The 23,984-nt window shown below is 38.0% G+C and carries 14 protein-coding genes; all 14 read right to left on the reverse strand.

The window, feature by feature from the left end; all coding sequences use genetic code 11:
- Nucleotides 1–13: 13 nt before the first annotated feature.
- Nucleotides 14–1,108: a mandelate racemase/muconate lactonizing enzyme family protein gene (locus IWC72_RS18120; protein ID WP_194530762.1), complete on the reverse strand. Its 1,095-nt coding sequence runs from the start codon at nucleotides 1,106–1,108 to the stop codon at nucleotides 14–16.
- A complete protein-coding gene (gene aldA, locus IWC72_RS18125; protein WP_226968085.1) occupies nucleotides 1,109–2,563 on the reverse strand; it encodes an aldehyde dehydrogenase in 1,455 nt (484 codons plus the stop codon).
- A 9-nt stretch (nucleotides 2,564–2,572) separates the two neighbouring features.
- Nucleotides 2,573–3,964 (reverse strand): sulfatase, encoded by a 1,392-nt coding sequence (locus tag IWC72_RS18130; RefSeq protein ID WP_194530763.1) that lies wholly within the window; start codon nucleotides 3,962–3,964, stop codon nucleotides 2,573–2,575.
- Nucleotides 3,965–4,010: 46 nt separating this feature from the next.
- Nucleotides 4,011–4,775 (reverse strand): SDR family NAD(P)-dependent oxidoreductase, encoded by a 765-nt coding sequence (locus IWC72_RS18135; protein ID WP_194531190.1) that lies wholly within the window; start codon nucleotides 4,773–4,775, stop codon nucleotides 4,011–4,013.
- 30 nt (nucleotides 4,776–4,805) lie between these two features.
- Nucleotides 4,806–5,822, reverse strand: a complete 1,017-nt coding sequence (locus IWC72_RS18140; protein WP_194530764.1) for a zinc-dependent alcohol dehydrogenase — start codon at nucleotides 5,820–5,822, stop codon at nucleotides 4,806–4,808.
- A gap of 16 nt (nucleotides 5,823–5,838) precedes the next feature.
- The gene (locus IWC72_RS18145) at nucleotides 5,839–6,984 is read right to left on the reverse strand and encodes a glycoside hydrolase family 117 protein (protein ID WP_394370076.1); all 1,146 of its coding nucleotides are present in this window, start codon (nucleotides 6,982–6,984) and stop codon (nucleotides 5,839–5,841) included.
- A gap of 124 nt (nucleotides 6,985–7,108) precedes the next feature.
- Entirely contained in the window at nucleotides 7,109–7,480 is a 372-nt protein-coding gene (locus IWC72_RS18150) for a helix-turn-helix domain-containing protein (RefSeq protein ID WP_194530765.1), read from the reverse strand.
- Between the two features lie 55 nt (nucleotides 7,481–7,535).
- Nucleotides 7,536–9,284: a RagB/SusD family nutrient uptake outer membrane protein gene (locus IWC72_RS18155; protein WP_194530766.1), complete on the reverse strand. Its 1,749-nt coding sequence runs from the start codon at nucleotides 9,282–9,284 to the stop codon at nucleotides 7,536–7,538.
- Between the two features lie 19 nt (nucleotides 9,285–9,303).
- Nucleotides 9,304–12,486, reverse strand: coding sequence for a SusC/RagA family TonB-linked outer membrane protein (locus tag IWC72_RS18160; protein WP_226979631.1), 3,183 nt, complete (start codon nucleotides 12,484–12,486; stop codon nucleotides 9,304–9,306).
- A 426-nt stretch (nucleotides 12,487–12,912) separates the two neighbouring features.
- A complete protein-coding gene (locus IWC72_RS18165) occupies nucleotides 12,913–13,704 on the reverse strand; it encodes an IclR family transcriptional regulator (RefSeq protein ID WP_194527593.1) in 792 nt (263 codons plus the stop codon).
- Between the two features lie 94 nt (nucleotides 13,705–13,798).
- A complete protein-coding gene (locus IWC72_RS18170) occupies nucleotides 13,799–15,436 on the reverse strand; it encodes a tetratricopeptide repeat protein (RefSeq protein WP_194527594.1) in 1,638 nt (545 codons plus the stop codon).
- A 3-nt stretch (nucleotides 15,437–15,439) separates the two neighbouring features.
- On the reverse strand, nucleotides 15,440–18,793 hold the full coding sequence (locus tag IWC72_RS18175; RefSeq protein WP_194530767.1) for a VCBS repeat-containing protein: 3,354 nt from the start codon (nucleotides 18,791–18,793) through the stop codon (nucleotides 15,440–15,442).
- A 175-nt stretch (nucleotides 18,794–18,968) separates the two neighbouring features.
- Nucleotides 18,969–20,573 (reverse strand): RagB/SusD family nutrient uptake outer membrane protein, encoded by a 1,605-nt coding sequence (locus IWC72_RS18180; RefSeq protein ID WP_194530768.1) that lies wholly within the window; start codon nucleotides 20,571–20,573, stop codon nucleotides 18,969–18,971.
- Between the two features lie 30 nt (nucleotides 20,574–20,603).
- Entirely contained in the window at nucleotides 20,604–23,633 is a 3,030-nt protein-coding gene (locus tag IWC72_RS18185; RefSeq protein WP_194530769.1) for a SusC/RagA family TonB-linked outer membrane protein, read from the reverse strand.
- Nucleotides 23,634–23,984: the final 351 nt, after the last annotated feature.

Here is a 23,984-nt window from a genome sequence, read left to right on the forward strand (position 1 = left end):
CTTGTTTGATGTTCTATTTAGACTGATAAGGTGCAAGTTTTTTCCAATCGAACTCAACGCCTACACCAGGTGTATCCGGCGCAACGGCAAGATGATTTTCCACCACCAAAGGCCTTTTGGTATATTGATCAATAGGAAAACTATGTACCTCTAACCAACCCGAATTAGGCTGTGCGGATACCAAACTTACGTGCAGCTCCTGCATACCGTGCGAACAAGCCGGAATACCATGTTTATCGGCTAATCTTGCCGCTTCCAACCAACCGGTTACACCCCCGCAATTGGAAGCATCCGGTTGAACAAAAGATAATTTTGCCTGATCCATGGCATATTCAAACTCATGAATGGTATGTAAATTTTCGCCCATGGCCAACGGGAAATCCGTAGCATCTGAAATCTGGGCAAAACCCATGTAGTTATCCGGTATGATAGGTTCTTCAAACCAAGTAATGTCATATTCCCGGAACCTGTTAATCGCTTTTATAGCTTTTTCAACGGTCATGGAATAATTGGCATCGACCATGAAAGTTACATCCGGACCAATAAATTCACGAACGGCCTTAATGCGTTCTATATCCTCATCCAGGTTTTCCCGTCCTATTTTTATTTTAACCGCATTAAAACCAGCGGCCAAATAACCTTCCATATTCTTCAAAAGTTTTGGAATAGGAAATTGTAAATCTATTCCGCCACAATATGCTTTACAGGTTTTACCAGCTCCACCGGCCATTTGCCATAACGGTTTTTCTGCTTTTTTACAACGAATGTCCCATAGGGCAATATCAATTGTAGAAACCGCAAAAGATACAATACCGCCGCGGCCCACATAATGCATATGCCACTCTAAGAAATCATAGATACCTTCTACATCTGTACCATCCTTACCAATTAAAGCCGGCGCAATATCGTGGTCTACCATTGCCTTTATGGCATTTCCGCCTTTCCCGCCTGTATAGGTATAACCAGTTCCTGTACTCCCATCTTCTAAAGTAATAGTGGAAGTAACCAGTTCAAAATGCGTATGGTCTCCATGTTTGGCATCGTTCATGACTTCCGGCAACGGAACCCTGAACAACTTACAATCAACCGATTTTATACGTGTACTCATTTAAGCTTTGTGTCTAATGTAAAACGTCTTTTTCTCCATGTACTGCTCAAAGCCGTACTTACCATCCTCACCACCGGAACCACTTAACTTGTAGCCATTGTGGAATCCTTGATGCTGTTCTCCATGACCACGGTTTACATAGATTTCTCCATACTCCAACTCATCATTACATTTCATGATTGTACTCATATCGTTGGTAAAAATCATAGCTGCAAGTCCGTATTCACAGTCATTGGCATACCCAACCACTTCTTCAAAAGTTTTGAATTTTAAAACAGGAAGAATAGGCCCAAAAGACTCTTCATGAACAATAGTCATGTCTTGCGTTACATTGGTCAGAACCGTTGGCTCAAACCAAAATCCTTTTTCAAATGAACTGCCTTCGGGTTTTTTACCACCCGTAGCAAGTGTTGCGCCCTCTTCCAAGCTAACCGCCACCAAATGCTCCATATGTTTTAGTTCCGAAGCATTTACCTTAGGCCCCATATCTGTATCTTCCAACATTGGATCCCCCACCTTTAGGGCTTTAGTTTTAGCAATGAACTTCTCCATGAACGTATCATAAATTCCTTCATGTACATACATTCTTTCATTACAGGTACAAACCTGACCACAGTTATCAAAACGGGAATGCAAGGCCGAATCAACCGCCGCATCAATATCAGCGTCTTCAAAAACGATAAAAGGAGCTTTTCCTCCAAGTTCTAATTGTACATGCGTAAGATTCTGAGCAGCAGCCCTTGCAATAGATTGACCTACTGGCGTAGACCCTGTCATGGTCACCATTTTTGTGATAGGACTCTCAACAAGGGTATTACCCATGGCTCTTCCTGGACCGGTTAAAATATTGATAACCCCGTCTGGAATACCAACTTTCTTAGCCAAATTACCCAACTCTAGCGTTGCTAAAGGTGTTTCGGAAGTCGGTTTAATAACGATTGTATTTCCAGCTACCAAAGCAGGACCTAATTTACGACCTGCCAAAGCCAATGGAAAATTCCAGGCTGTAATAGCCACAACAACACCGCGTGGTATTTTTTGAATCCAGATTTGCTCATTAGGGTTATCCGAAGGAATAATATCTCCTTCAATTCTTCTTGCACCTTCACAAGCGTACTCAATAAATGAAGCCGTCACCGCGACTTCCCCTTTGGCCACTTTGAGCAATTTACCTTGTTCCTTAACCAAAAGTTCCGCTAAGAAATCTGAATTTGCCTTTATTTCATCTGCCAATTTATATAGCAAATCAGCACGGGAACGAGCAGGTAATTTTTTCCATTCTTTTTGCGCCTTTTCAGCTGCATCCAAAGCTTGTTGAGCCTCCTCTACAGTTCCGTTCTGTACCCTTGCCACAACTTCTTCTGTAGTTGGGTTTACAATATCTATGGTCTCACCCGATGTAGATGTTACCCATTTTCCGTCAATAAATAGTTGGTATTCTTTAATTGCTGACATGTTCTTATTTTATTTATGTTTTCTATATGTATCCATTCTTGTAGCTGCTTTGCCTTCAAATCTTCTTTCTAATTCCCAAAGCGGTCTTTCTAATGTAAGTTCCCAGTCAAAAAGCATTTTGTATAGCTCACGAACCTTCTCTGGATGTGCCGAAGCCAAATCGTTCACTTCTGAAATATCTTCCTTTATGTTGTACAACTCTGCGGGACGATCAGGAAAACGAACCAATTTCCAATCGTTATGCCTAACGGCTCCTCTGTTCTCTTTTTTCCAATACAATGTTGTATGGGGTATACCGGCCTTTTTTTCTTTTAAATAAGGCAGTAGATCTACTCCATCCAAACCTTCCACATTACTAACATCCCCGCCTGCGGCAGTAACAAAAGTTGGTAAAAGGTCTAATGTACTTACTGGGTTTTCATAGACTGTATTTGATTTTAATATACCGGGCCATGACATCAAGAAAGGAACGCGTATCCCCCCTTCTAAGTGGTTTGCTTTTGTACCGCTTAACGGGTCATTTAATGATTCATTAGAATCCGAAGGCCCACCATTGTCATTGGTAAAAACTATAAGTGTGTTCTTTTCCAGGCCTAGTTCTTTAATATGGTCCAAAACTTTCCCACATGCTCTATCCATTGCAATAGCCATAGCTGCTAAAGTTTTCCGTTTCCCGCTCAGGCCATTCACTTTCTTTAAATCCTCTTCTATTGCTTCCATTGGTGTATGTACCGCATTGAAAGCCAGATAAATGAAAAATGGATTCTTTTGGTTTCTATCCATAAACGAGTTGGCCTCTTCTGCTAATTCATCCGTCAGATATCCGTCATGTTCTTTATAATTCTCAAAACCACGTTCAAGTCTATCTTCGTCCCGACGAAGTTTATTTTCATTTCCATAAGGCATATAACTTCTTGCGCCACCACGGAAGCCATAAAACTCATCAAAACCTCTTTTGGTAGGATGAAAACGGTCTGCATTACCTTGATGCCATTTTCCAAATACCGCCGTTTTATAACCTTGTTCTTTGAGATAATCCGCCATTGTCTTCTGGTCCAGCGGAAGCCCCATATCATCTCCGGTAATTCCGTTTTTACTCATAAGACCGGGAACGTTGTTCTCTTCGAACCCAAATTTCTGCTGATATTTTCCTGTCAAAAGTCCGGCGCGCGATGGTCCACAAACGGCCGCAGAAACATACGCCTGAGTAAATCGAACCCCATTTTTTGCCAATTTATCAAGTTCAGGAGTTTGAAAATCTTTGCTTCCCTGAAAGCCAAAATCAGCATAACCCGCATCATCAGATAGTATAAAAATAATGTTTGGTTTGTCTTGTGCCCAGCCATTTATAAGCGCAAAAAAGGACACTAAGAACAAGAATACCTGTCTTGGCAATTTCATTTTTCAGTATTTATTTATTGGATTTTTTTACTCAGTCTTAAGATACTTATCTACCCATCCAACCGCCGTCTACCAACATGGTAACACCACTCATATAAGCCGCCGCATCTGAACTTAAAAACACGATAGGTCCTGCAAAATCTTCAGGTTTACCCCATCTTCCCGCCGGTATCCTAGATAGGATAGATGCTGATCTATCTGGGTCATTTCTTAAGGCTTCCGTATTATCCGTACTGATGTAACCGGGAGCAATTGCATTTACATTTACTCCTTTTCCGGCCCACTCATTTGCAAACGCCATTGTCATTTGACCAATAGCTCCTTTACTTGCTGCATAACCTGGTACGGTAATACCTCCTTGGAAGGTCAACAATGAAGCCGTGAAAATAATTTTACCCTCACCACGAGCTACCATTTCCTTACCAATTTCACGCGTTAATACAAATTGTGCCGTTTGGTTGATTTCAATTACCTTATCCCAATATTCATCTGAGTGCTCAACCGCTGGAGCTCTTAGGATTGTCCCTGCATTATTTACCAAAATATCGATTTTTGGAAAGTCGCCTTTCACTTCCTTAATGAATTCGTACAATGCCTCCCTATTCCCAAAATCGCAAGTATAGGCTTTAAACTTTCTACCTGTAGCTTCAACTTCTTGCTCTACCATGCTACCATGCTTCTCCAAAGAAGCACTGACCCCAATGATATCCGCACCAGCTTCCGCTAAGGCAACTGCCATAGCTTTTCCAATTCCTCTTTTGCAACCCGTTACCAAAGCGGTTTTACCTTTTAGGCTAAATTGATTTAATATGCTCATTTCCTTATGCGTTATTTCTCTTTATTATTGTTGACAATCCATTAGTACCTTCATACCATCTGGATTATTATCTATGTTTTCAAAAACTTGTTGAATTTTGGTCAACGGTTGTACGTCCGTAATCATGTCCTCAAAAGGAAGTTCGTTAGCCGTAATCAATTCAATTGACTTCTCATAATCTTCCTTCTCGTACACACGAGCACCAATTAAGCTCAGCTCTTTCCAGAAAAATTTAAAAAGATCTACTGGTTTCTTTTCCCCGTGAATAGCTACCATTAATATTCTACCACGAATACCGGCTACTTCGCACATAATATCTAAAGCAGGTTGTACGCCAGCTACTTCAAAAACCACATCTGCACGACGGTTATCCGTTTTCTCTTTTACGTATTCTACTAAATCCACTTTCATTGGGTTTACAGCATGTAACCCCATAGATTCAGCTTTGGCAATACGCTTTTCGTTTACTTCCGAAATAATAACATTTGCACCTACATCTTTGGCCACCATAGCTACCAAAAGACCTATAGGTCCACCACCTAGAACAACGGCAGTCTCACCTGCAACCAATCCGCTTCTGCGAACATCGTGTGTGGCAACCGATAATGGCTCTATTAAAGCCGCCAGTTTTAAATCGGTTTCAGCCTTTAGCTTATGAAGAACAAAAGATGGCACGTTCCAATATTGTTGCATTGAACCTGGACTATCAATACCAATGAATTTTAATTCTTCACAGATATGATTGAACCCTTTATCGGAAGCTTTAACCTTACGGTCATCCAGTGGGCGAACCACAACCTTGTCTCCAACTTCGTAACCTTCAACCCCCTCTCCGACAGCATCAATGACACCGGACATTTCATGGCCAATAGTTTGAGGCATCTCTACCCTTTTATCCATCATACCATGATAAATGTGCACATCCGTACCACATACACCGGAATAGGCTACCTTTATTCTTACATCACCTTTTGCAGGCTGCTCAATCTCCTTCTCTATTACAGAAAACGTTTTGTTTCCTTTGTAAACTGTTGCTTTCATTAACTATATTTCTCTATTATTTTTTCTCACCTTTTGCCACATGAGATGTTTTTCTCTCAGACGAAAACCGCATTATACTTTGGTAATCGCCACTATTGTATACATGTGTTAAGCCCCATCTTAAAATTTCCGTCGGTTCTTTTTCAACATCCGCAGTTCTATTTAAACCAATAGCATGAGCATTAACCCCAGGGATAACAGACTTGATATCGAAATTAATACCATCTGGAGCCCATTGAATTGTATTCTTCTCAGGACCATCCGTAGTAATCAATGCCGCTATACCACCATCATAAGGCCAAACACAAATTTCATGACCACTATTACTTATTGGGTTATATGGTGATTTCACATAAGGCCCCTTAGGATTATCCGCAATGGCAACACCATGACGAATTTGTCTTCCTCCAAAAGTGATTTCCTCACCCATTTGCTCTCCTTTGTAGTACAAATAGAATTTTCCATTATATGGTAGAATACAAGGGTCGTGAACTTTATGACTGTCAAAATCGCCTTTCTTTTCAACTAAGTGACGGTTTTGCTCTTCGCCCTTCCATATACCATTGTCCGCAGGACTCAAAATTGGCTCTTCACTCTTTGTCCAAGGTCCGTTGGGAGAGTCAGCCCATGCTAAACCAACCTGATTTTTTACACGGACGTTATATGGAGATTTAACGGTTTGGTAGCATAGGTAATATTTATCTTCCCATTTCATGATTTCAACCGTAAAAACAGAACGATCATCATAGGCACCTTTCTCACCACGAGTAACCGCTGGCCCTTCTTCTTTCCACGTCCAGCCATCTTCTGAAGTAGCATACCAAATATCGCAACGATCCCAAGGAAATACCTTTTCAGTTTCTATATCTCCTCCAAAACCTTGAGTGGGCCCAGTACTTCTTGTATACCATACATAGTACTTTCCGTTCTCTTTGATAATGGCACTAGGATCACGACGAACGACACCTTCCTCATAAGCCAAATCTCCTTTTAAAGGTTGAAGCGGACCAAACTGAATGAACCATTCGTTACCTAGATCCGTTGGCCACTTTAATGCTCTTTTTGAAGCTGCGCTCAAATGATTGGTATCGGTAATACCGAGGTGATCAATTTGCTCTGGAGTAAATGTCACCTTATCATCACAGTCATTGGTAGATTTCATTTCATTAGATGTTTTAGGAGAATTACAGGCCGAAACCAGCACTGCTGCTACTATTAAAAATTGGGAGTATTTGTTCATGATTATCAGTTACTTGATATAAATTTAAATATATGAATTTTCTCTACTAGCTGGCACTGCTTAAAACACTATAATCAGATGGTGAAGTACCATAAAACCTTCTGAAACATTTGCTAAAATAATTAGGGTCGCTAAACCCCACTTGATAACTCACTTCTGCTATACGCAACTGTCCGTTTTCTAATAATTCAGCGGCTCTTGTCAATCTCATATTTCTCATATAATCTTTGGGAGCATACCCAGTAAGCTTTTTTAATTTTCTAAAAAAAGTAGACCTACTCGTATTCATGTCATAAGACAAATCATCTACCCAATAGGTATCATCAGACATGTTCTCTTCCATATATATACTGATTCGATTTAAAAACTCCCGATCATATATATTAAGTGATGAAACTTCTAATTCATCTTGTCTCATCAGTTCTTTAACTTTCTTCCAGTTTAATCATTTTTTCAATCCTTCACTTCATATTTTAAAGCGAAGAGTTCTGAGTTAACACGCCTGGCTGAAGGTCTAATTGTACTTGTGGTATTGGCCAATAGTTATTTTTGCCAGAAGTAAAAGAACTGCCAGATAACCATGGTAGCTTATTATCCTTCAATTCGCTAGACAAATAATTGTTTAAAGTGCTATCTGCAATTCCCCATCTTACTAGGTCATAGAAACGCATTCCTTCAAGTGCAAATTCTAATCTCATTTCGTGCCTTACCGCCATCCGAGCATATTCTACACTAGGAAAAGAATCGTAGAGTCCTAATTTATAGTTTGCTGCAGGTTCTGAGTCATCTACTATGATAGGATTACCTTCTTCAAAAGTAGTATTGGATACTTTACCCATTACAATATCATCAGCCGCTCTCTGTCTTATCTGATTTACCAATGCAACAGCTGTAGGTAAATCATTTTCCTCTACTGCAACCTCCGCTCTCCATAGTAACACGTGACCAAGCCTTAACAACCTGAAATTGTTACCATTTACACCTGGAGCCCAATAACCAGACTCAGTGGAAATTACACCTCTATTACGCTTATAAAACATGTTCTTCTTATTCATAAAAGGTCCCATGTTCAATTGATCAGACATCCAATCGCTTCCACTCATTGGTCCCCAATCCAAAAATGGGATACCTCTTCTTCCAATAGTCCAATCAACCCTAGGATCTAACAATTGACTGGTTGGTGTAAATTCTTCTGTATCTGAAACTTGGTAATCTTCTAAAAGAAGGTCGTCCTGAAAACTATCTAACAATGGAAGACCATTATCTTCTACCTTATAGGCATTGAAAAGATCAAAAGAAGGTGCACTATAAGAATAGCCCAGCCCTTCAACATTTGGATACAAAGTCTGGTGATCAACGCCGGAATTATGTACACCTGCTCCGTCGTTTACAGAATATTGAATTTCAAAAATACTCTCACCATTATTTTGATGTTCTTCATCAAAATTATTGTAAAAATGAGGTTCTAATTGAAAAGGACCCTCTTCAATAATATTATCTAAAAGTGGTTTTGCTTCTGCAAATTCGCTCTGAAACAAATGAACTCTGGCTTTCAATGCCTTTGCTGCCCACTGTGAAGCTCTACCAACTTCGGATGGTGCTGAGTCTAAATGATCAATTCCAAATTGAAGATCATCTTCTATATCATCCCAAATTTCTCTATCATTCTTAACCAAAACCGCATCAACATCTTCGGTGATATATGGAACCTTTTCAAATTTAATTCTTAGTTGAAAATGAAACCATGCACGTAAAAATTTAGCTTCAGCTTCAATTTGGTCAGTCATTTCAGCTGATATTACATCTCCAGCCGTACCCAAAACACGTAAAACATCATTAGAGCGTGCCACTCCATCGTAATTAATACCCCAGGCACCACTCAACCATTCATTATCGGATTGTACCTCGTATCGTTCTATGTCATTAATTTGAGACCAACCTCCGTTAGTATCTCCTCTATGCATATCATCAGAAGGCACATCTCCCCAAATCCAATTCGTTCCAGAAGCTTCTCCCGTACCACCATTTGGACTACCATTGCTAGAATATCCGTCAATTAAAGAATAAGCTCCTATAAGCAACCCATTTATACCTTCCTCACTAACAAGTGTCACCTCGTTTACTGTACCTACAGGCTCTTCGTTAAGAAAGTCTTCACTACAAGAGGATATCAAAACCAAAATTAAGATGGCAAAACTATTTGCAAAAATATTATTTTTCATCTGTTCTATTTTTTTTAAATTATAATGAGATATTTAATCCTAGCATGATCTGTTTGGATATTGGCCAAGTACCCACATCAACCCCTCGATCAATTTCTTGTGGAACGCCATTTTCTCTCTTCGCACTAATTTCAGGATCTAACCCTGAGTATTTGGTAAACGTGAATAAATTTGAGCCAATTACATACAATTTCATATGCTTAAGATGTAACTTTTCTATTAGTTCGTCCGGTAGCGTATACCCCAGTTGTAGATTTTGAATACGTAGAAAAGAACCATCCTCTATATAAAGTGTTGAAGCATTTTGCTCAAATGAAGTTGAAGTAGATGCTTTAGGCAAAGTAGCATCATTGTTATCCTCTAAGTAAGGACTTCCCCATGAGTTATATAATCTTTCCGGACTATTTGGTCCTTCAAAAAGTCCGTATTTGGTAAATCTACTTGTGTAATTCGCCAAATCATTACCTACACTAGCATAAAGTGTTGCCGAAACATCAATATTTCCAAATCCCATACCTAAACGAAAACCTGCTGTAAAATCTGGATGTGGATTGCCAATATAAGTACGATCTTCTGGAGTAATCTCTCCATCCCCATCTACATCTCTAATTTTTAAATTACCCGGTTCATTATAAGTGCCATTTGTAGCATGTGCATCCGCTTCACCTTGTGTTTGAAAAATACCATCAACTACATAACCATAATACTCCGGAAAAGCTCTTCCCACTTCCGTTCTAGTATAGATTTGCTGACGTGTTGGAAATCCCTGTAAAAACTCATTCCCGTTATCAGAAAGTTTAGTGACCTCATTTTTATAAGCCGTAAACGTGGTTGACATATTAAGGGTAAACCAATCATCTAATGCAGAAGTACGGTACGAAAGTGATATATCTACCCCTTTATTTGACATAGCCCCTATATTTACCGAAGGTTCTATTACATCACCCACAACTTGCGGAATTGCCACTGGAAACAACATATCCTCGGTATCCTTTTTCCAAAAATCTACGGACAAGTCCAATTTTCTAAATAAAGTTGCATCAAAAGCAATATTTGTAGATGTAGTAGTTTCCCATTTTGCATCTGGGTTACCAATTGCCAATGACTGATATCCTTGAGAAATTGTATTATCCGATCCACCAATAGCATAATAAGATGATCCAGGGTCCGACTCATATGTAGTAAATCTATTGTAATTCCCGATTTGATCATTACCCGACTGCCCCCAGCTTGCTCTAAATTTTAAATAACTGAGCCAGTCTTCGGTACCACTTAAAAAATTCTCTTTTGACGCTACCCATCCCAAAGATGCGGCTGGAAAGATTCCATATCTATTTTCAGCACCAAAACGAGAAGAACCATCACGCCGTACAGTAAGGTCTAAAATATACTTTTTTGCATAGTCGTAATTAATTCTAGAAAAATATGAAAACAATGTAGACGCAAATCCGCTACCATTGTTCAACTGGTTACTAGCACCTGCATCCAATACCAAAAAATTAATATCATCAGAAAGGTACTCCTGTCTAGATGCAGAAATAGTTCTATACGTTATTCTTGAAGATTCCATACCAAAAAGAAAATCTACGCTATGGTTTTCTCCAAATGTATTTTTATAGTTAAAGGTATTTGTCCAGTTCCAACGCGTTTCATTGGCACTACTTTCATTAAGAGTAGTAGATTTAGCACCCGTATCTTGTTCCCAAGCAGCAAAAGAAGGTGCGAAATTATTTAACAAATCCACATCATAACCCAACAAAGTTTTGATGGTTACATTTTTAACAGGCTCAATCGCCGCATAAATATTTCCGGTAATATTGTATTTTTTATTACTATTATTTTTAAGCCTATCCAAAAAACCTACAGGATTAGGACCATCATTAATATTAGCACCACCAACAACACCACCAGCCCAGTTTCCAGCAATATCCCTAACAGGAACCAACGGACTAGCTAAATAAAGTTGATTAAATAAGTTGTTATGTGAATTGTTGCCGCCCCAACCTTTGGTTTCGCCGTAAGTAACCCCTAAACGCTGACCAATATTCAACCATTCAAAAGGATTAGAATCAACATTAGACCGGAAAGAAATCCTATTAAATGATGTATTCTTAAGTATACCATTTTCTTCAAGAAAACCCGCTTGAAAGGAATAGGAGGTTTTCTCAGAGCCCCCCATCAATGACAAATCGTAATTCTGAATTAAACCGTGTTGGTATATTTCATCCAACCAATCCGTTCCTTGCGGATTTGATTTGGTAATAGGGTAATTTACTTGGTCATACAAAGCAGGATTAACATTGGCCGCACCTGAAACGCCTCCGTTTGGATACAAGTATTCATTAAGAACCGGTGTTGCACCACTTCCGTAATGAGGATTAGTTTGTGGCAGACCATCGTTCTCTAACTCCAACCATAACATCTCTCCTATCAATTGAGGATCCGTCATGATATCATACTTGGCATCCGAAAAACTCATACCCGTTTTCACACTGATATCTAGCTTAACCGCTTGATTCTTCTTACCAGTTTTCGTAGTAACCAAAATAACACCATTGGCGCCTCTGGCCCCATAAATTGCAGTAGATGATGCGTCTTTTAATATTTGAATGGATTCTATTTGCCCAGGAGGAGGCGATTGCGCTCCTTGAACACCATCAACAACCCATAGCGGGCCATTATTATTTATCGTACCCATTCCACGAATTCGTACTTCCGCATCTCCACCAGGAGTAGACGCACTAATTGTAGTAACACCAGAAGCACTACCCTGTAACGCCTTACTTACATTAGACACCGGTTGTTGCTCTAAATAATTCTCATCTACCGTAGCTACAGCACTAGTCAATGTACCTTTACTTCTAGTTCCATAACCAATTACCACAACTTCATCAAGTTGCTGCTGATCGGCGGATAGACTAATATTAAGAATGGTCTTATTCCCCACATTAACTTTTTGTGTGGCATAACCAAGGTAAGAAATAACAAGAACATCAGTAGATGATGCCTCTATACTAAAATTCCCGTCAAAATCGGTTTGAGTTCCAATTGATGTTCCTTCAATTAGAATATTGGCCCCAGGAATGGGTCCTTGTGGATCAGAAACAGTTCCAGTAATAGTTTCTTGCGCCGAGACGTAACTCGAAAACAAGAAAAAAATGGATAGGCAAGCTCCCATTTTAATAAATTCTAAAGATTTCATTTTCATTCGTTTAAGTTGAGAGAGTTGTTTAAAATATTTCCATGATAAAAAACATGGCTTTTCTTAAAAAAATCGTGACTAAATATGGCCAATAAAAAAACTCACTGTTCTCAATGAGTCACTTCATCTTATGGGTCATATTCTAAACTAAATTAAAAATTACAAAAGTTCAAATATGAAACTAGTTTTCTATTTGAACCAAAAGTAAAATAAATTTTGATATATCAATATAATTAACCTATGTTTTTTTAAGATTTCTTTCACAAACACCCTGAAAATCATTAAATTCTTGTATTTGTAGAATTAGATTTTTACATGCGAGTGGATAATTCGGTAGAAAAAACCGAATTATTTTAGCCTATTAGCTGATTATAAACCTATTTAAGAAGAAATAAATAAGCGGTATAGAAAACGAAAGGAGAAGAATTAATGAGTAAGATAACCTAATTTGATAGAAATCTGCATGGCGTACTTCTTAACTATCTTACCCTTAGCATCAAATTCTGATTCTGGGAGACGGCCATAGGGTGCAGTAATCCAAAGTGCCGCAACGGGGTAGCCATATTCATTAAAAATAGGTGCACCAACACAATTTATACCTTGTATGTCCTCACTATTATCAACGGCATACCCTATTTCTTTTACCTGCTTTAACACCGTTTTGAAGTCTTTCTTTGAAGTAATGGTATTCTCGGTAAATTTCGTCAATGTCTTTCCTCTCAACTTTTCATCTGCTTCGTCACCTGCAACATGTGCAAGGATACATTTACCACCCACAGAACTATGAAGATCAAATTGAGTGCCTGGTTCCACAAAGAGCTTTACAGGATGTGAAGATGGTACCTGTTCAAGAATAGTACCCGTAGACCCCAAGAGAACCCCAAGCATTACAGACTCCTTGAGCTCGTCTCGCAACGCCCGCATTACGTCAATGGAATGCTCAACTAAGCTTTGCTCATTCATAGAAGAAATACCTAAAGTGAGCATTTTCCTAGAAAGGGTAATCTTTTTGGTTGTCTCGTTTTTTTGAAGGTAATTTTTGAAAATCAATGTGCTTACAATGCGAAAAGCACTTGACTTAGTAATAGAAAGTGTTTCGGTAATTTCCGCCAAGGTCAATCCTTTTGTCCGAGTGGCCAACAACTCTATTATAGAAAGACCTCTTTCTAAATTTGGAACATTATAAGTTGATTTTAGCTCTACCTTGGCTTTCTTCATTATATCATATTATGAGTGCAATTTAATACTCTTCTCCGTATTTTGATAAAAAATATTGAATGTCATCTTAATATCATTAGCAACAAATATTTCTTTACAAAGATGAAATATACTCTTCTAGGTTGACGGACCTCTCTAATTTCATTTTTTTTCGCAATCTATAGCGAGTAGTATGAACCGATTCAACAGAAATACCCAAAAGTCTAGCCATCTCCTTACTTGAAAAGTTAAGTTTAATTAAAGCACAAATTTTTTGATCTGCTTGACTTAACTTTGGGTACAAACTAGTAATTTTATTATAAAAATCTTCATTAACAGCTGTAAACCTTAATCTAAATTCATCCCAATTATCATTCCTGTTATGAGATATAGATTTTAGGACCTGTTTAATTTCCGGTTTATCCGTAGCGTCTTCAGCTCCTTTCAGTCTATCCGCAATTTCATTTAAGAACTCATCTTTTTCAACCATTTTTAAGGCCGACACGGCAAGTTCTTTATTTTTTAGAGCCAAAAGTTCCTTCCCTTTCTTAATTTCCAGCTGCTTATTTCTTCTTATTAATCGTTTTTCTGCTAGGTGCTGAGACCGCATGTACTTAAAATAAATTATGCCAATTATTACTAAAAAAACTAAAGACCCCAACAAAATAACACGTTGTAGCATAGAAATTTCATCCGCCTGTTCTAATTTTTCCAAACGTTGTGCCTGCAATAACTGTTCTTGTTTTTCCTTTTCTATCCTGAACTCATCTTTAATCTCTAATAGATTTTGATTAATAACCGTTCTACCATCGAAAAATTGAGCATCGATTTCCCTTGCTTTTTTTTGATTTTGCAAGGCTTTATCATATTGCCCCAAACTCTCATATAAATTAGCCAACTTTCCATGCACTAATGAAGAAAAATCTACATGACTATCATACTTTTCGGATGTTTCCAGAGCTTTTGCGTAAAAAAATTCACTTTCGGTAAATTCTGATAATTCATTATACACATCTCCCATATCTGAATAAACAAGAACTAAATAGGAGGGTCTGTTTTCAACAAACCAAGGCTCTACCTTTTTTAAAAGATCTAAGGCCTCCTTATTTTCATTTTCCACATGTTTTTGAAAGGCCTTTTCAAAATGTAAATACGGCATTGGCAACTGCTTAGACGTAGGAGCGTAATTAAGGAAGCAACTATCCAAATAAACTTTGTGCATATCCGGCTGATTCAGCACTCTATGGGTTGCACTTAACAAGTAATAATTCCATACCAAATCCGTTTTCTTCAACTGACTTTTTTCAACCAATTTACGGTTGATTTCCAAAGATCTTTTTAAATACTCTAATGCTTCTTCTTTCCGTTTAAAAAAGCTGTACAACCTACCCAGCCAATTGTAAACGGATGCCTTTAATTCGTCATTGTTTGCTTTGTCCGCTAAAAAAAGTGCATACCATAGCGTATCATAAGACTTTGTATAATCTACATGCTGACCATAGATATATGGCATCTCCAGCAATGCTTTTACAGCATTTAGAGTGTCTCCTTCCTTTAAAAACTCTGTATGCTTTGCCTCTAATAAAATAAGCGCGCTTTCTGGATTATTCCGTCGTAATTTTTTAGCCGTATCAAAAAATATTTCAGCTTTTAATTCCTCCTCTGATGTTTCTTGAGCAGCTACTTTTCCAAACGGAAAGAAAAAAAGAAAAATTAAAGCAATTATTCCTGTATTTTTTAGTCGTTGCATCATGTTTTAATTCACGCTAACTTTAATTTGGAATAAATCATGGTAATCGTTGTTGTTAGCAACCAACACAAACTTGCCATAATTCGTATTTAAAACCTCAATGTTTCTAACATCCTTGTCCGCAAAAAAACCGGATACACCATTCAAAATTGGCTTAAATACACCTTTACCATTTCCTCTTAAAAAGACTCCGGTTCCAGCATCGGAACGTGTTGTTTCTACCTCTGATTGATAATTATTTCCCGCCAATAACAAATCCCTATATCCGTCACCATCAAAATCTTCAAAAATCATACTATTGATGGGAGCTGCTTGAATGCGATTAGCAAAAGGCTTAAAACTGAATTTACCATTATCGTTCAAAAATATACCTGATCTAAACTCAGTGGCCTTGTAATGAAGGGCTGTTTGGAGACCTTCACCAACAATACCCTTTAAATCTTTACTGGCAAAATCTGTGTATGTCGGTATTTTTTGTGCCAAATGTGGCAACTGCTGTGTCATACAGCTTTTACCTCTAACAGGTACTTGCTTACCCTCATATTCTTTCGCCAAAATAACATCCTCAGAACCGTTCATATCAAAATCTGAAGTATAGATTTCAAACGGTTTCTCATAAGAAGCATGAAATTTGGAATTTAACCCCAAATTCCCTCCTACAATATCTTTGTCTCCATCTCCATCTATATCATCTATTAAGAGTTCGTTCCACCAACCTACGGCATTTGCTAATTCTGGATATGCGTCACTACGTTCTAGCTTATTATTTTTATTTAAAAAAACCAAAATACCCATCCACTCGCCAGTCACAACCAAATCCACTTTTTGATCATTATTCATGTCTACCCATTTGGCATCGGTAACCAGACCTAACCCCTGTAATTCCGGAGCAAGGTTTTCATTTTGGATTGTAAATTTACCTGCATCATTCACTAGCAATAAACTACTTGCTGGATGTGGATATTTACCGGTAATTAGCCTTCCGCCAATAAATAAATCTATATCTCCATCTCCATCGTAATCTGAAGGCACAACCACTGAACCTGAAATACCTACTTCTGGAATAGCATTTTTAGCTTTCTTAAAATTCCCCTTACCATCGTTTAGATATAATCTATCTACCAACATCCTAGGGTTTTCCTTGAACTCATAACTACCGCTAACTACGTAAAGGTCATAATCTCCGTCACCATCTGCATCAAAAAAAGTAGCCCCTACATCTTCATACGACTTATCCTCTATAAGAGCAGGTGAACTTATCTTTTGAAATGAATTTGACCGGCTTACAAGTAGTTGCCCAGGTTGGTCTTTTCCTCCTCCTATAAAAACGTCTTCTTGCCCGTCTCCATTAATATCGGCCTTTGCCAAGGAAGGACCTAATTGCGACAATTTATGAGGTAGTAAAATCTGTAAATCAAAATCGTTAAAGTAAGGGTCTGAGTGACGGTTATCAAAAGTGACTTTAGTAAAAAGTAAATCTGCCTTATCCTCTTCTTTTACTTTGGTTTCCGCAAAGCGATAATTTAATTGTAAAGATTGATTGGCATCTACATCTTCCAATTCCTGGATTTTTCCATCGGGCCAAATAATTTCCATCCGTTTTACGAACAAATGTTTTCCCAAACCGAAGTAAAGGGAATTTGGAACTGAAGATAAAAAGCCTCTAGTTGGTGTTACCTGGCGCGTTTGTTTTGTACCGTCATCAAAGTACAAATTCACTGTTGCGCCTACTCCAAAAGTATTTTTTCCGGCAGCAATCAAATCTATCTCTAAATAGTATTTACGCTGGTTGTCAATAGCTCTATTTTCTAAAAAAGTAGCTTTATCGTTTATGTTATTTACCACGATATCCAAATCGCCATCATTATCAAAATCGGCATACGCAGCTCCGTTTGAAAAGGAAGGTTCACTATCTACCCATGAATCGCTCATGTCTTCAAAAGTTAAATCTCCATTATTTCTATAAAAGAAGTTTTTTAGTTTTTGCTGCGGAAGCATCTTGGCAAACTTTAGAAAATCTTCGGATGTAGGTTTTCTCTTATTCTCTCTTAGTATCTCAAGAATTTCATTATTCTTATCTCGATCAATAACATCACGATACACACCATTTGTAACGTAAACGTCATTAAAACCATCCAAATCAAAATCTGCAGAAAGTAAAGACCAACTCCAGTCCGTATTGGCTATACCTGCCATATTCCCAACTTCACTAAAAGTTCCATTACCGTTATTGGTCTGGAGCATGTTGTGCATGTATTGATGGTGATACCCTTTCTCCACCATATGTTCAAAATCTGCTATGGAAGTCATGGCCATAGTAGTTTTAGACCGCACATAATCTTGCGGATTCATGTCCAAGGTCATTAAATCCAGAAGGCCATCATTATCAATATCCGCCATATCACTACCCATACTATTGAATGACATGTGCTTAAAAAGCTTGTCCCGAGATTCTGTAAAGGTACCATCGCCATTATTCACATAGGCCAAATCCGGTACGTTGAAATCATTACAGATATAGATATCATCCCAACCATCATTATTCAAATCTCCAACTTGCGGATTAAGCCCAAAGCCTATATCATAAAGTAATCCTGCTTTTTGGGATACATCCGTAAAATGACCAGTGCCATCATTCTCATATAATTTATCACTCCCTTTTAACTTTTCACTTTTAGGGTCTTTTTGAGTTTTGTTCAAATCTATTATTTCCGATCTGCTGGTGATATCCGGTGTGTTTGAAACATACACGTCCAAATCATTATCTTTATCATAGTCAAAAAAGGTAGCCTGAATTGTTCTGTTGGGATCAGCAAGGCCCATTTCTTCTGCACGTTCCGTAAAGCTTACTCCAGCTTCTCCTATGGGACCATTGTTTATATATAGTAAATTTTTGAATTTCCCATCCTCATCTTGCCAACCACCTCTTGACACATAGATATCCAAAAATCCATCTCCATTTACATCGGCCATGGTGACGCCTGTGTTAAAACCAGGTCGCTGCTCTATACCGGCGGCTTTAGTAATGTCTTCAAAATGAAGGTTTCCCGTATTGAGGTATAATTTATCCTCGGATGAATTGGAGGTGAAATAAATATCATCAAAACCATCATCGTTCAAATCCCCAACAGCTACACCTCCACCAATATACGTGTACATATATTGATAATAATTAGACTCTAACGATTCTTCTAAGGTGTTTACAAAATCAATTCCCGAAAGATCAGATGAAACTTCACTGAAGAGTTTAGGTGATTTTTCTTCCGATGATTGATTTACTTTATTGTCATTTTTAGATTTATTACATGAACTTACAATAAATAGAAAAGACAAGGCAAAAGCAGTAAGATAATATCTCATAAGTTACCTATATATGATAAAAAAAAAGAATAGACATCCTAAAAATACAAAGATTTTTAGCGTAAGACCTGTACGAATAGGTCGATATAGTTATCAAGTAGTAATGCATATTCCAGAAAAAACGGCAAGGTTTACAAAGAAACCTTACCGTCATGCTTAAAACTAACTCAACTTCTTAGTTTGCCAAATTTGGATTTCTATCTACCTCTGGCTGTGGTCTGGGTGCAAAATAATTTGATGGTGCCGTAGATCCTATTATTGCATTTGTTTCTTTCGTTATTGGCTGATCGGTCAATGTATTGATTGAAACTCTTGGGTCTCTTGCCGTACCGCCAAGTGCAGCTTCAACTTGCTCCTTCCGCACCAAATCATTATATCTTAAATACTCACCTGCCAATTCCCATTTTCTCTCTAGATATGCTAAATCCTGGATGGTTCCATCGGCAGCGCTTACATCAGCAAGGCCCGCTCTATTTCGTACATCGTTAAGCGCTTGCCATGCATCAGCTCCGGCGGTTCCTGCTTCACCAGAAGCTTCAGCGTATATGAGAAGTAGTTCTGCATATCTCATATAGTAATCATTTCGATCACTTTGAAAACCACTGAATGTTCCTTCTTCAAATGGACCAACAATTTTTCTAAAAACTGGTTGAGCTTGATCTACAAAACTTGTCCATGGCAAGAAACTTACTGCTCCTGCTACATCAGATGTAGCACGGGACTCCTGGTCTGGATCAGCAGGTCCTGGTAAAGGACCGTCCAAAGGAATCTGTGTATGATATGTGGCATCCTTTCTAGGACCTTCAGGCATATCTTCAAAATATCTAATTTCTGCAAAAGTCTCTTGCCACCCTTGAGTCGCATAATCACTAGGTAAACCTAGTTTTCCGTTTTTACGATTAGGAAGTCCACAAGAGGCACAATATGCTATTGTAAAAATAGATTCCGTATTAAATCTTCCCTCAACAGTATATAGGGTAGCCATATCAGGGACCAAGGCAAAACCATGTGTACCTGCATTGTTCATTACTTGTTTTGCACTTGCGGCGGCCATAGCATATTTAGACGCATCTTTAACAGGGTAACCCGCCCAATCCAAATATAATCTGGCAAGAATTGCTCGTGCTGAACCTGAATTAGGGTCAGAAGCCCCTACATTTGTTTTTGCAGGAAGCATAGTTTCAGCGGTTAACATGTCACTTTCAATCTGTTGATAAACCTCTTCTTGCGTAGCTAATTCTCTTTCAAAATCAATCTCTAAATCCAATGGAAGTACAATTCTACCATGAACACGAGCCAGATGATAAAACATTAAACCTCTTAAAAAATAGGTTTGTCCTAACAATTCTTTCTGACGAGCAGCATCTGATGGAAAATCAACTCCTTCTGAATTGATAATAACCGTATTTGCTGCTTTTACCATGGCATAAACACCTGCCCAGTTTGTAGCAGACCTACCATTGGTAGCGGCAACATTTCTTTGGTCATACTCCCTAAAATCTGCCTTGTTACTTTCTCTATGGGTAGTCATATCATCTCCTGCCCAACCGTTTACATAGAATGTAGTCATCCAAGCTGCTTTATTCAACTTTCCGAAAATTCCGTTCACTGCTAGTTCTAGCTCATCTATACTATTGTAAGGCTCAACAGCCAAGTTTGCTCTGCCTGGAACTTCATCAAGTTCAAATTGTTCGCAACTATGAAAAGTCATTGCGCAGACCGCCATGGCACAAATTGCCACTAGCGTCTTTACCGATTTATTTCTATTATGTATTTTCATTTTTTTATTATTTCGATTTGCAATTTTTAATTAAAATCCGATTTTAACTCCCAAAGTATATGTTCTAGGATTGGGATACGCTCCTATATTTATACCTGAAGCAACATCTTCATTACCTTGAGCACTTCTTCTAGAAGTTCCTTCTGGATCATAACCCGAGTAATCTGTAATCAAAAATAAATTCTGACCGCCCCCATAAAGCTTAATAGTTGTGTTTCCTAAACCTTTAATATCTTTTATGGTGTACCCAATAGTTAAGTTGCTCAATCTAATAAAATCACCTTTTTCTACATAACGGCTAGACTCATACAAGCCTGCGAAAGCCGGTATGTCCGTCTCATTGGTTGGCGTCCATTGATTAACTTGATCTGGCGAAAGGAAACTTCTAGAATCCCCAGCTCCACCCACAATTGCGGCTTGTTGAATATTGTAAACATCAAAACCATGTACACCTTGTAAAAAGATGTTTATATCCCAATTCTTATAATTTATTGAATTATTGAACCCCCATGTCGTTGTTGGCGTACCATTTCCTATAGCCCCGTATAGAATTTCATTATTCTCATCAAGAAGATATCTAGCCTCTCCTGGTTTTGCTATTGGTGTTCCCTCATCATTTGTTGGAATATTATCTGTAGTTTTCCAAGTTCCTAAGAAAGTGGCTCCTCTAAACTGGCCTAATGGTTCACCTACCTCAATAAAGTTAAGAATATTTCCTTGGCCACCAGGAGCTTGAAACTGACCTAAAATTTCGGTTAGGCCATCATTTAATTGAGTTACTTCATTTTTAACATAAGACAATGATAAGTTGGCATTCCAGTTTAAGTTCTCCGTATTGATAATGTCATAGCCAATAGTAAGATCAACACCTACATTTTCAACTTCACCCACATTTTTAACAATTGTTCTATCTCCAAGCTCGCCCCCATCATAATCCGGAATAGCGGCATCTAACAACAAGTCTTCAGTTACCTTTTTATAACCATCAAGACTAATACTACCACGACCTTGTGCAAATCCAAAATCAATACCAACATTTCCTTGTGTGGTTGTTTCCCATGTTGCGAAAGGGTTTCCTATTCTGTTGATGAAAGTACCAGTGGTTGCCGCCGACCCATCTGCTGCATAACTGTTAAAGCCCAATGTGCTAAAAGTTGAATACGGACCAATGTTTTGATTACCTACTTGTCCCCAACCCGCTCTAAGTTTTAAACTTGTGTCTCCAGATTGATCTATTAAATCTGTCATATTATACGCTAAAGCTACGGAAGGAAAAATACCCCATCTTTCTTTTTCTCTAAAAACAGAACTTGCATCATACCTCCCCGTTGCCGTTAAAAACAAATTGTCATTGAAAATATATTCAGCGCGCAACATAAACGAAGACAACTCTCTCTCATTAAAATCATTATTCACAGTTTGTCCTGAATTTGGAGCTAGTTCTGCAAAATAAAAACCTCTTCCGTTTAAGGACAAATCATTGGAATTCCATCCATTTCCTCGGAATTTAGAATTTGAGTATTCTTGGACACCTGTTAATTTTATATCATGTTTTTCGTTGAAAACTTTTTGCCAGGTAAGAATATTACTTATCTGATAGCTAACATTTTTATTGTTTGCAAAAGACGTATGAGGCAGTTGATCATCCCCAACTTCCACAGCATAACGTTCAATGTTCAAATTAGAAGTCTGCGACCCCATAATGAGGGAGTAACTGAAATTATCCGTAAAGCTATAGGTGGCGTTTACTGTAGCATTTAATCTTTCTTCAATATCCTTAATATCTGTTTCATTAAGTGTACGAACAGGGTTGTCGTTCAAAGAGGCAACCGCAGACCTAATATTGTATTCTCCATTAGAATTAAAAATTGGCGTTGTTGGGTCCCACGTTAAAGCCTTGTAAATAAAACTTCCTTGACCATTTCCAAATCTATCTGTATTGTTTTGATTCTCACTTGTACTACCGTACAAATTAAAACCGATTTTAAACTTATCATTTATTTGAGCATCTATATTAGCTCTTGCAGATATTTGTTGGTAGCCAGTATTAATTACGACACCCTCTTCATCTCTATAATTACCGGATAAATAGTATCTAATTTTACCTTCAGAACCACTTGCCGAAATAGCCAAATTTTCGCTAAAACCAGTTCTTAATATGGCTTGCTCATAATCAGTACCTCCACTTGCCTCAAGTGCCGCTATTTGTGCAGGAGTGTATACCGCTGCTCCACCAGAGTTTGTTCTTCTTAGGTTTTCAATAGTTGCAAAATCAGAAGCAGATAACCTTGGCACCGAATTAGGACTTGATGAAACAGTAGTGAAATAATCAACATTGATTTTACCCTTTCCTGACCCTTTCTTGGTCGTTATAATAATAACCCCGTTTGACCCCCTAACACCGTATATGGCTGTTGCAGATGCATCTTTTAAAACATCCATAGCAGCAATATCATTTGGGTTTATAGTACTTAGGTCTCCACCCAATACACCATCAACTACGACTAATGGACTGTTATTTCCGGTTACTGAGTTCACACCTCTAATCCGAACCTTTACTGCACCGCCAGGCTGTCCGCCCGCTTTTGCTACCGTAACCCCTGCCGCTCTACCTTGTAAAGCTTCTTCTACCCTTGTTAAGGGTTGATCTTCAAAAGATTTAGAATCTATACGTGATACAGATCCGGTTACATCTGATTTTTTTACCGTACCATATCCAATAACCACAACATCTTCTAACTGTTGTACATCAGGCTCCATGGTAACCGTAATAGTGGCTTTATTCCCAACGGTTACATTTTGAGCTGCATAACCTATGTAACTTATAGATAATACATTTTCACTTGAAGCTTCGATACTGAAGTTACCGTCAAAGTCGGTTACTACACCGTTATTTGTTCCCTTGACCACAACGTTAGCACCGGGTATAGGTTGATTAGCCTCATCTAAAACCGTCCCAGTTACGGTTTTTTGAGCATACAATCCCTGCATACCCACTGTTGTAAGAAAGAGTGCCAACAGGCAACTTTTTCTAAGTAATTTTTTAATGTGTTCTTTCATAATTGTCCGTTTTAGTTTTGAGTGTTTGAGTGTTTGAGTTAAATTATTTAGTTAAGTGGTCCTGTACTATCATCTTTTTTTCTTAAATATTTCTTAAAAGAAAGTTAGTATTTTTTTATCATAATTATTAAGGATACCATAATAATACAGTGCTAATATTATGAATATTTTAATATGAAACACTATAGTTTTCCTAGACAAAAACTAGACAACCATCAAAATTTTCAATATTGTAGTAAACATTTTTGTAAGCAGAAAACTTTGTAATCATTAAATTTTTATCCAGTTTACCAAACTATATTGTTTTTATAAAAAATTGATTTACAATAGATTACATAACAAAATAGATAA

The organism is Zobellia roscoffensis (assembly GCF_015330165.1).
Classification (GTDB): Bacteria; Bacteroidota; Bacteroidia; order Flavobacteriales; family Flavobacteriaceae; genus Zobellia; species Zobellia roscoffensis.

Bases quoted from the DNA above. Each gene is read 5' to 3' on its own strand.
- IWC72_RS18140 (WP_194530764.1), bottom strand. From the start codon at position 5,822: ATGAAAGCAACAGTTTACAAAGGAAACAAAACGTTTTCTGTAATAGAG.
- IWC72_RS18170 (WP_194527594.1), bottom strand. From the start codon at position 15,436: ATGATGCAACGACTAAAAAATACAGGAATAATTGCTTTAATTTTTCTT.
- IWC72_RS18130 (WP_194530763.1), bottom strand. From the start codon at position 3,964: ATGAAATTGCCAAGACAGGTATTCTTGTTCTTAGTGTCCTTTTTTGCG.
- IWC72_RS18165 (WP_194527593.1), bottom strand. From the start codon at position 13,704: ATGAAGAAAGCCAAGGTAGAGCTAAAATCAACTTATAATGTTCCAAAT.
- IWC72_RS18160 (WP_226979631.1), bottom strand. From the start codon at position 12,486: ATGAAATCTTTAGAATTTATTAAAATGGGAGCTTGCCTATCCATTTTT.
- IWC72_RS18120 (WP_194530762.1), bottom strand. From the start codon at position 1,108: ATGAGTACACGTATAAAATCGGTTGATTGTAAGTTGTTCAGGGTTCCG.
- IWC72_RS18145 (WP_394370076.1), bottom strand. From the start codon at position 6,984: ATGAAATCTACCAATGACTGTGATGATAAGGTGACATTTACTCCAGAG.
- IWC72_RS18155 (WP_194530766.1), bottom strand. From the start codon at position 9,284: ATGAAAAATAATATTTTTGCAAATAGTTTTGCCATCTTAATTTTGGTT.
- IWC72_RS18185 (WP_194530769.1), bottom strand. From the start codon at position 23,633: ATGAAAGAACACATTAAAAAATTACTTAGAAAAAGTTGCCTGTTGGCA.
- IWC72_RS18180 (WP_194530768.1), bottom strand. From the start codon at position 20,573: ATGAAAATACATAATAGAAATAAATCGGTAAAGACGCTAGTGGCAATT.
- aldA (WP_226968085.1), bottom strand. From the start codon at position 2,563: ATGTCAGCAATTAAAGAATACCAACTATTTATTGACGGAAAATGGGTA.
- IWC72_RS18175 (WP_194530767.1), bottom strand. From the start codon at position 18,793: ATGAGATATTATCTTACTGCTTTTGCCTTGTCTTTTCTATTTATTGTA.
- IWC72_RS18150 (WP_194530765.1), bottom strand. From the start codon at position 7,480: ATGAGACAAGATGAATTAGAAGTTTCATCACTTAATATATATGATCGG.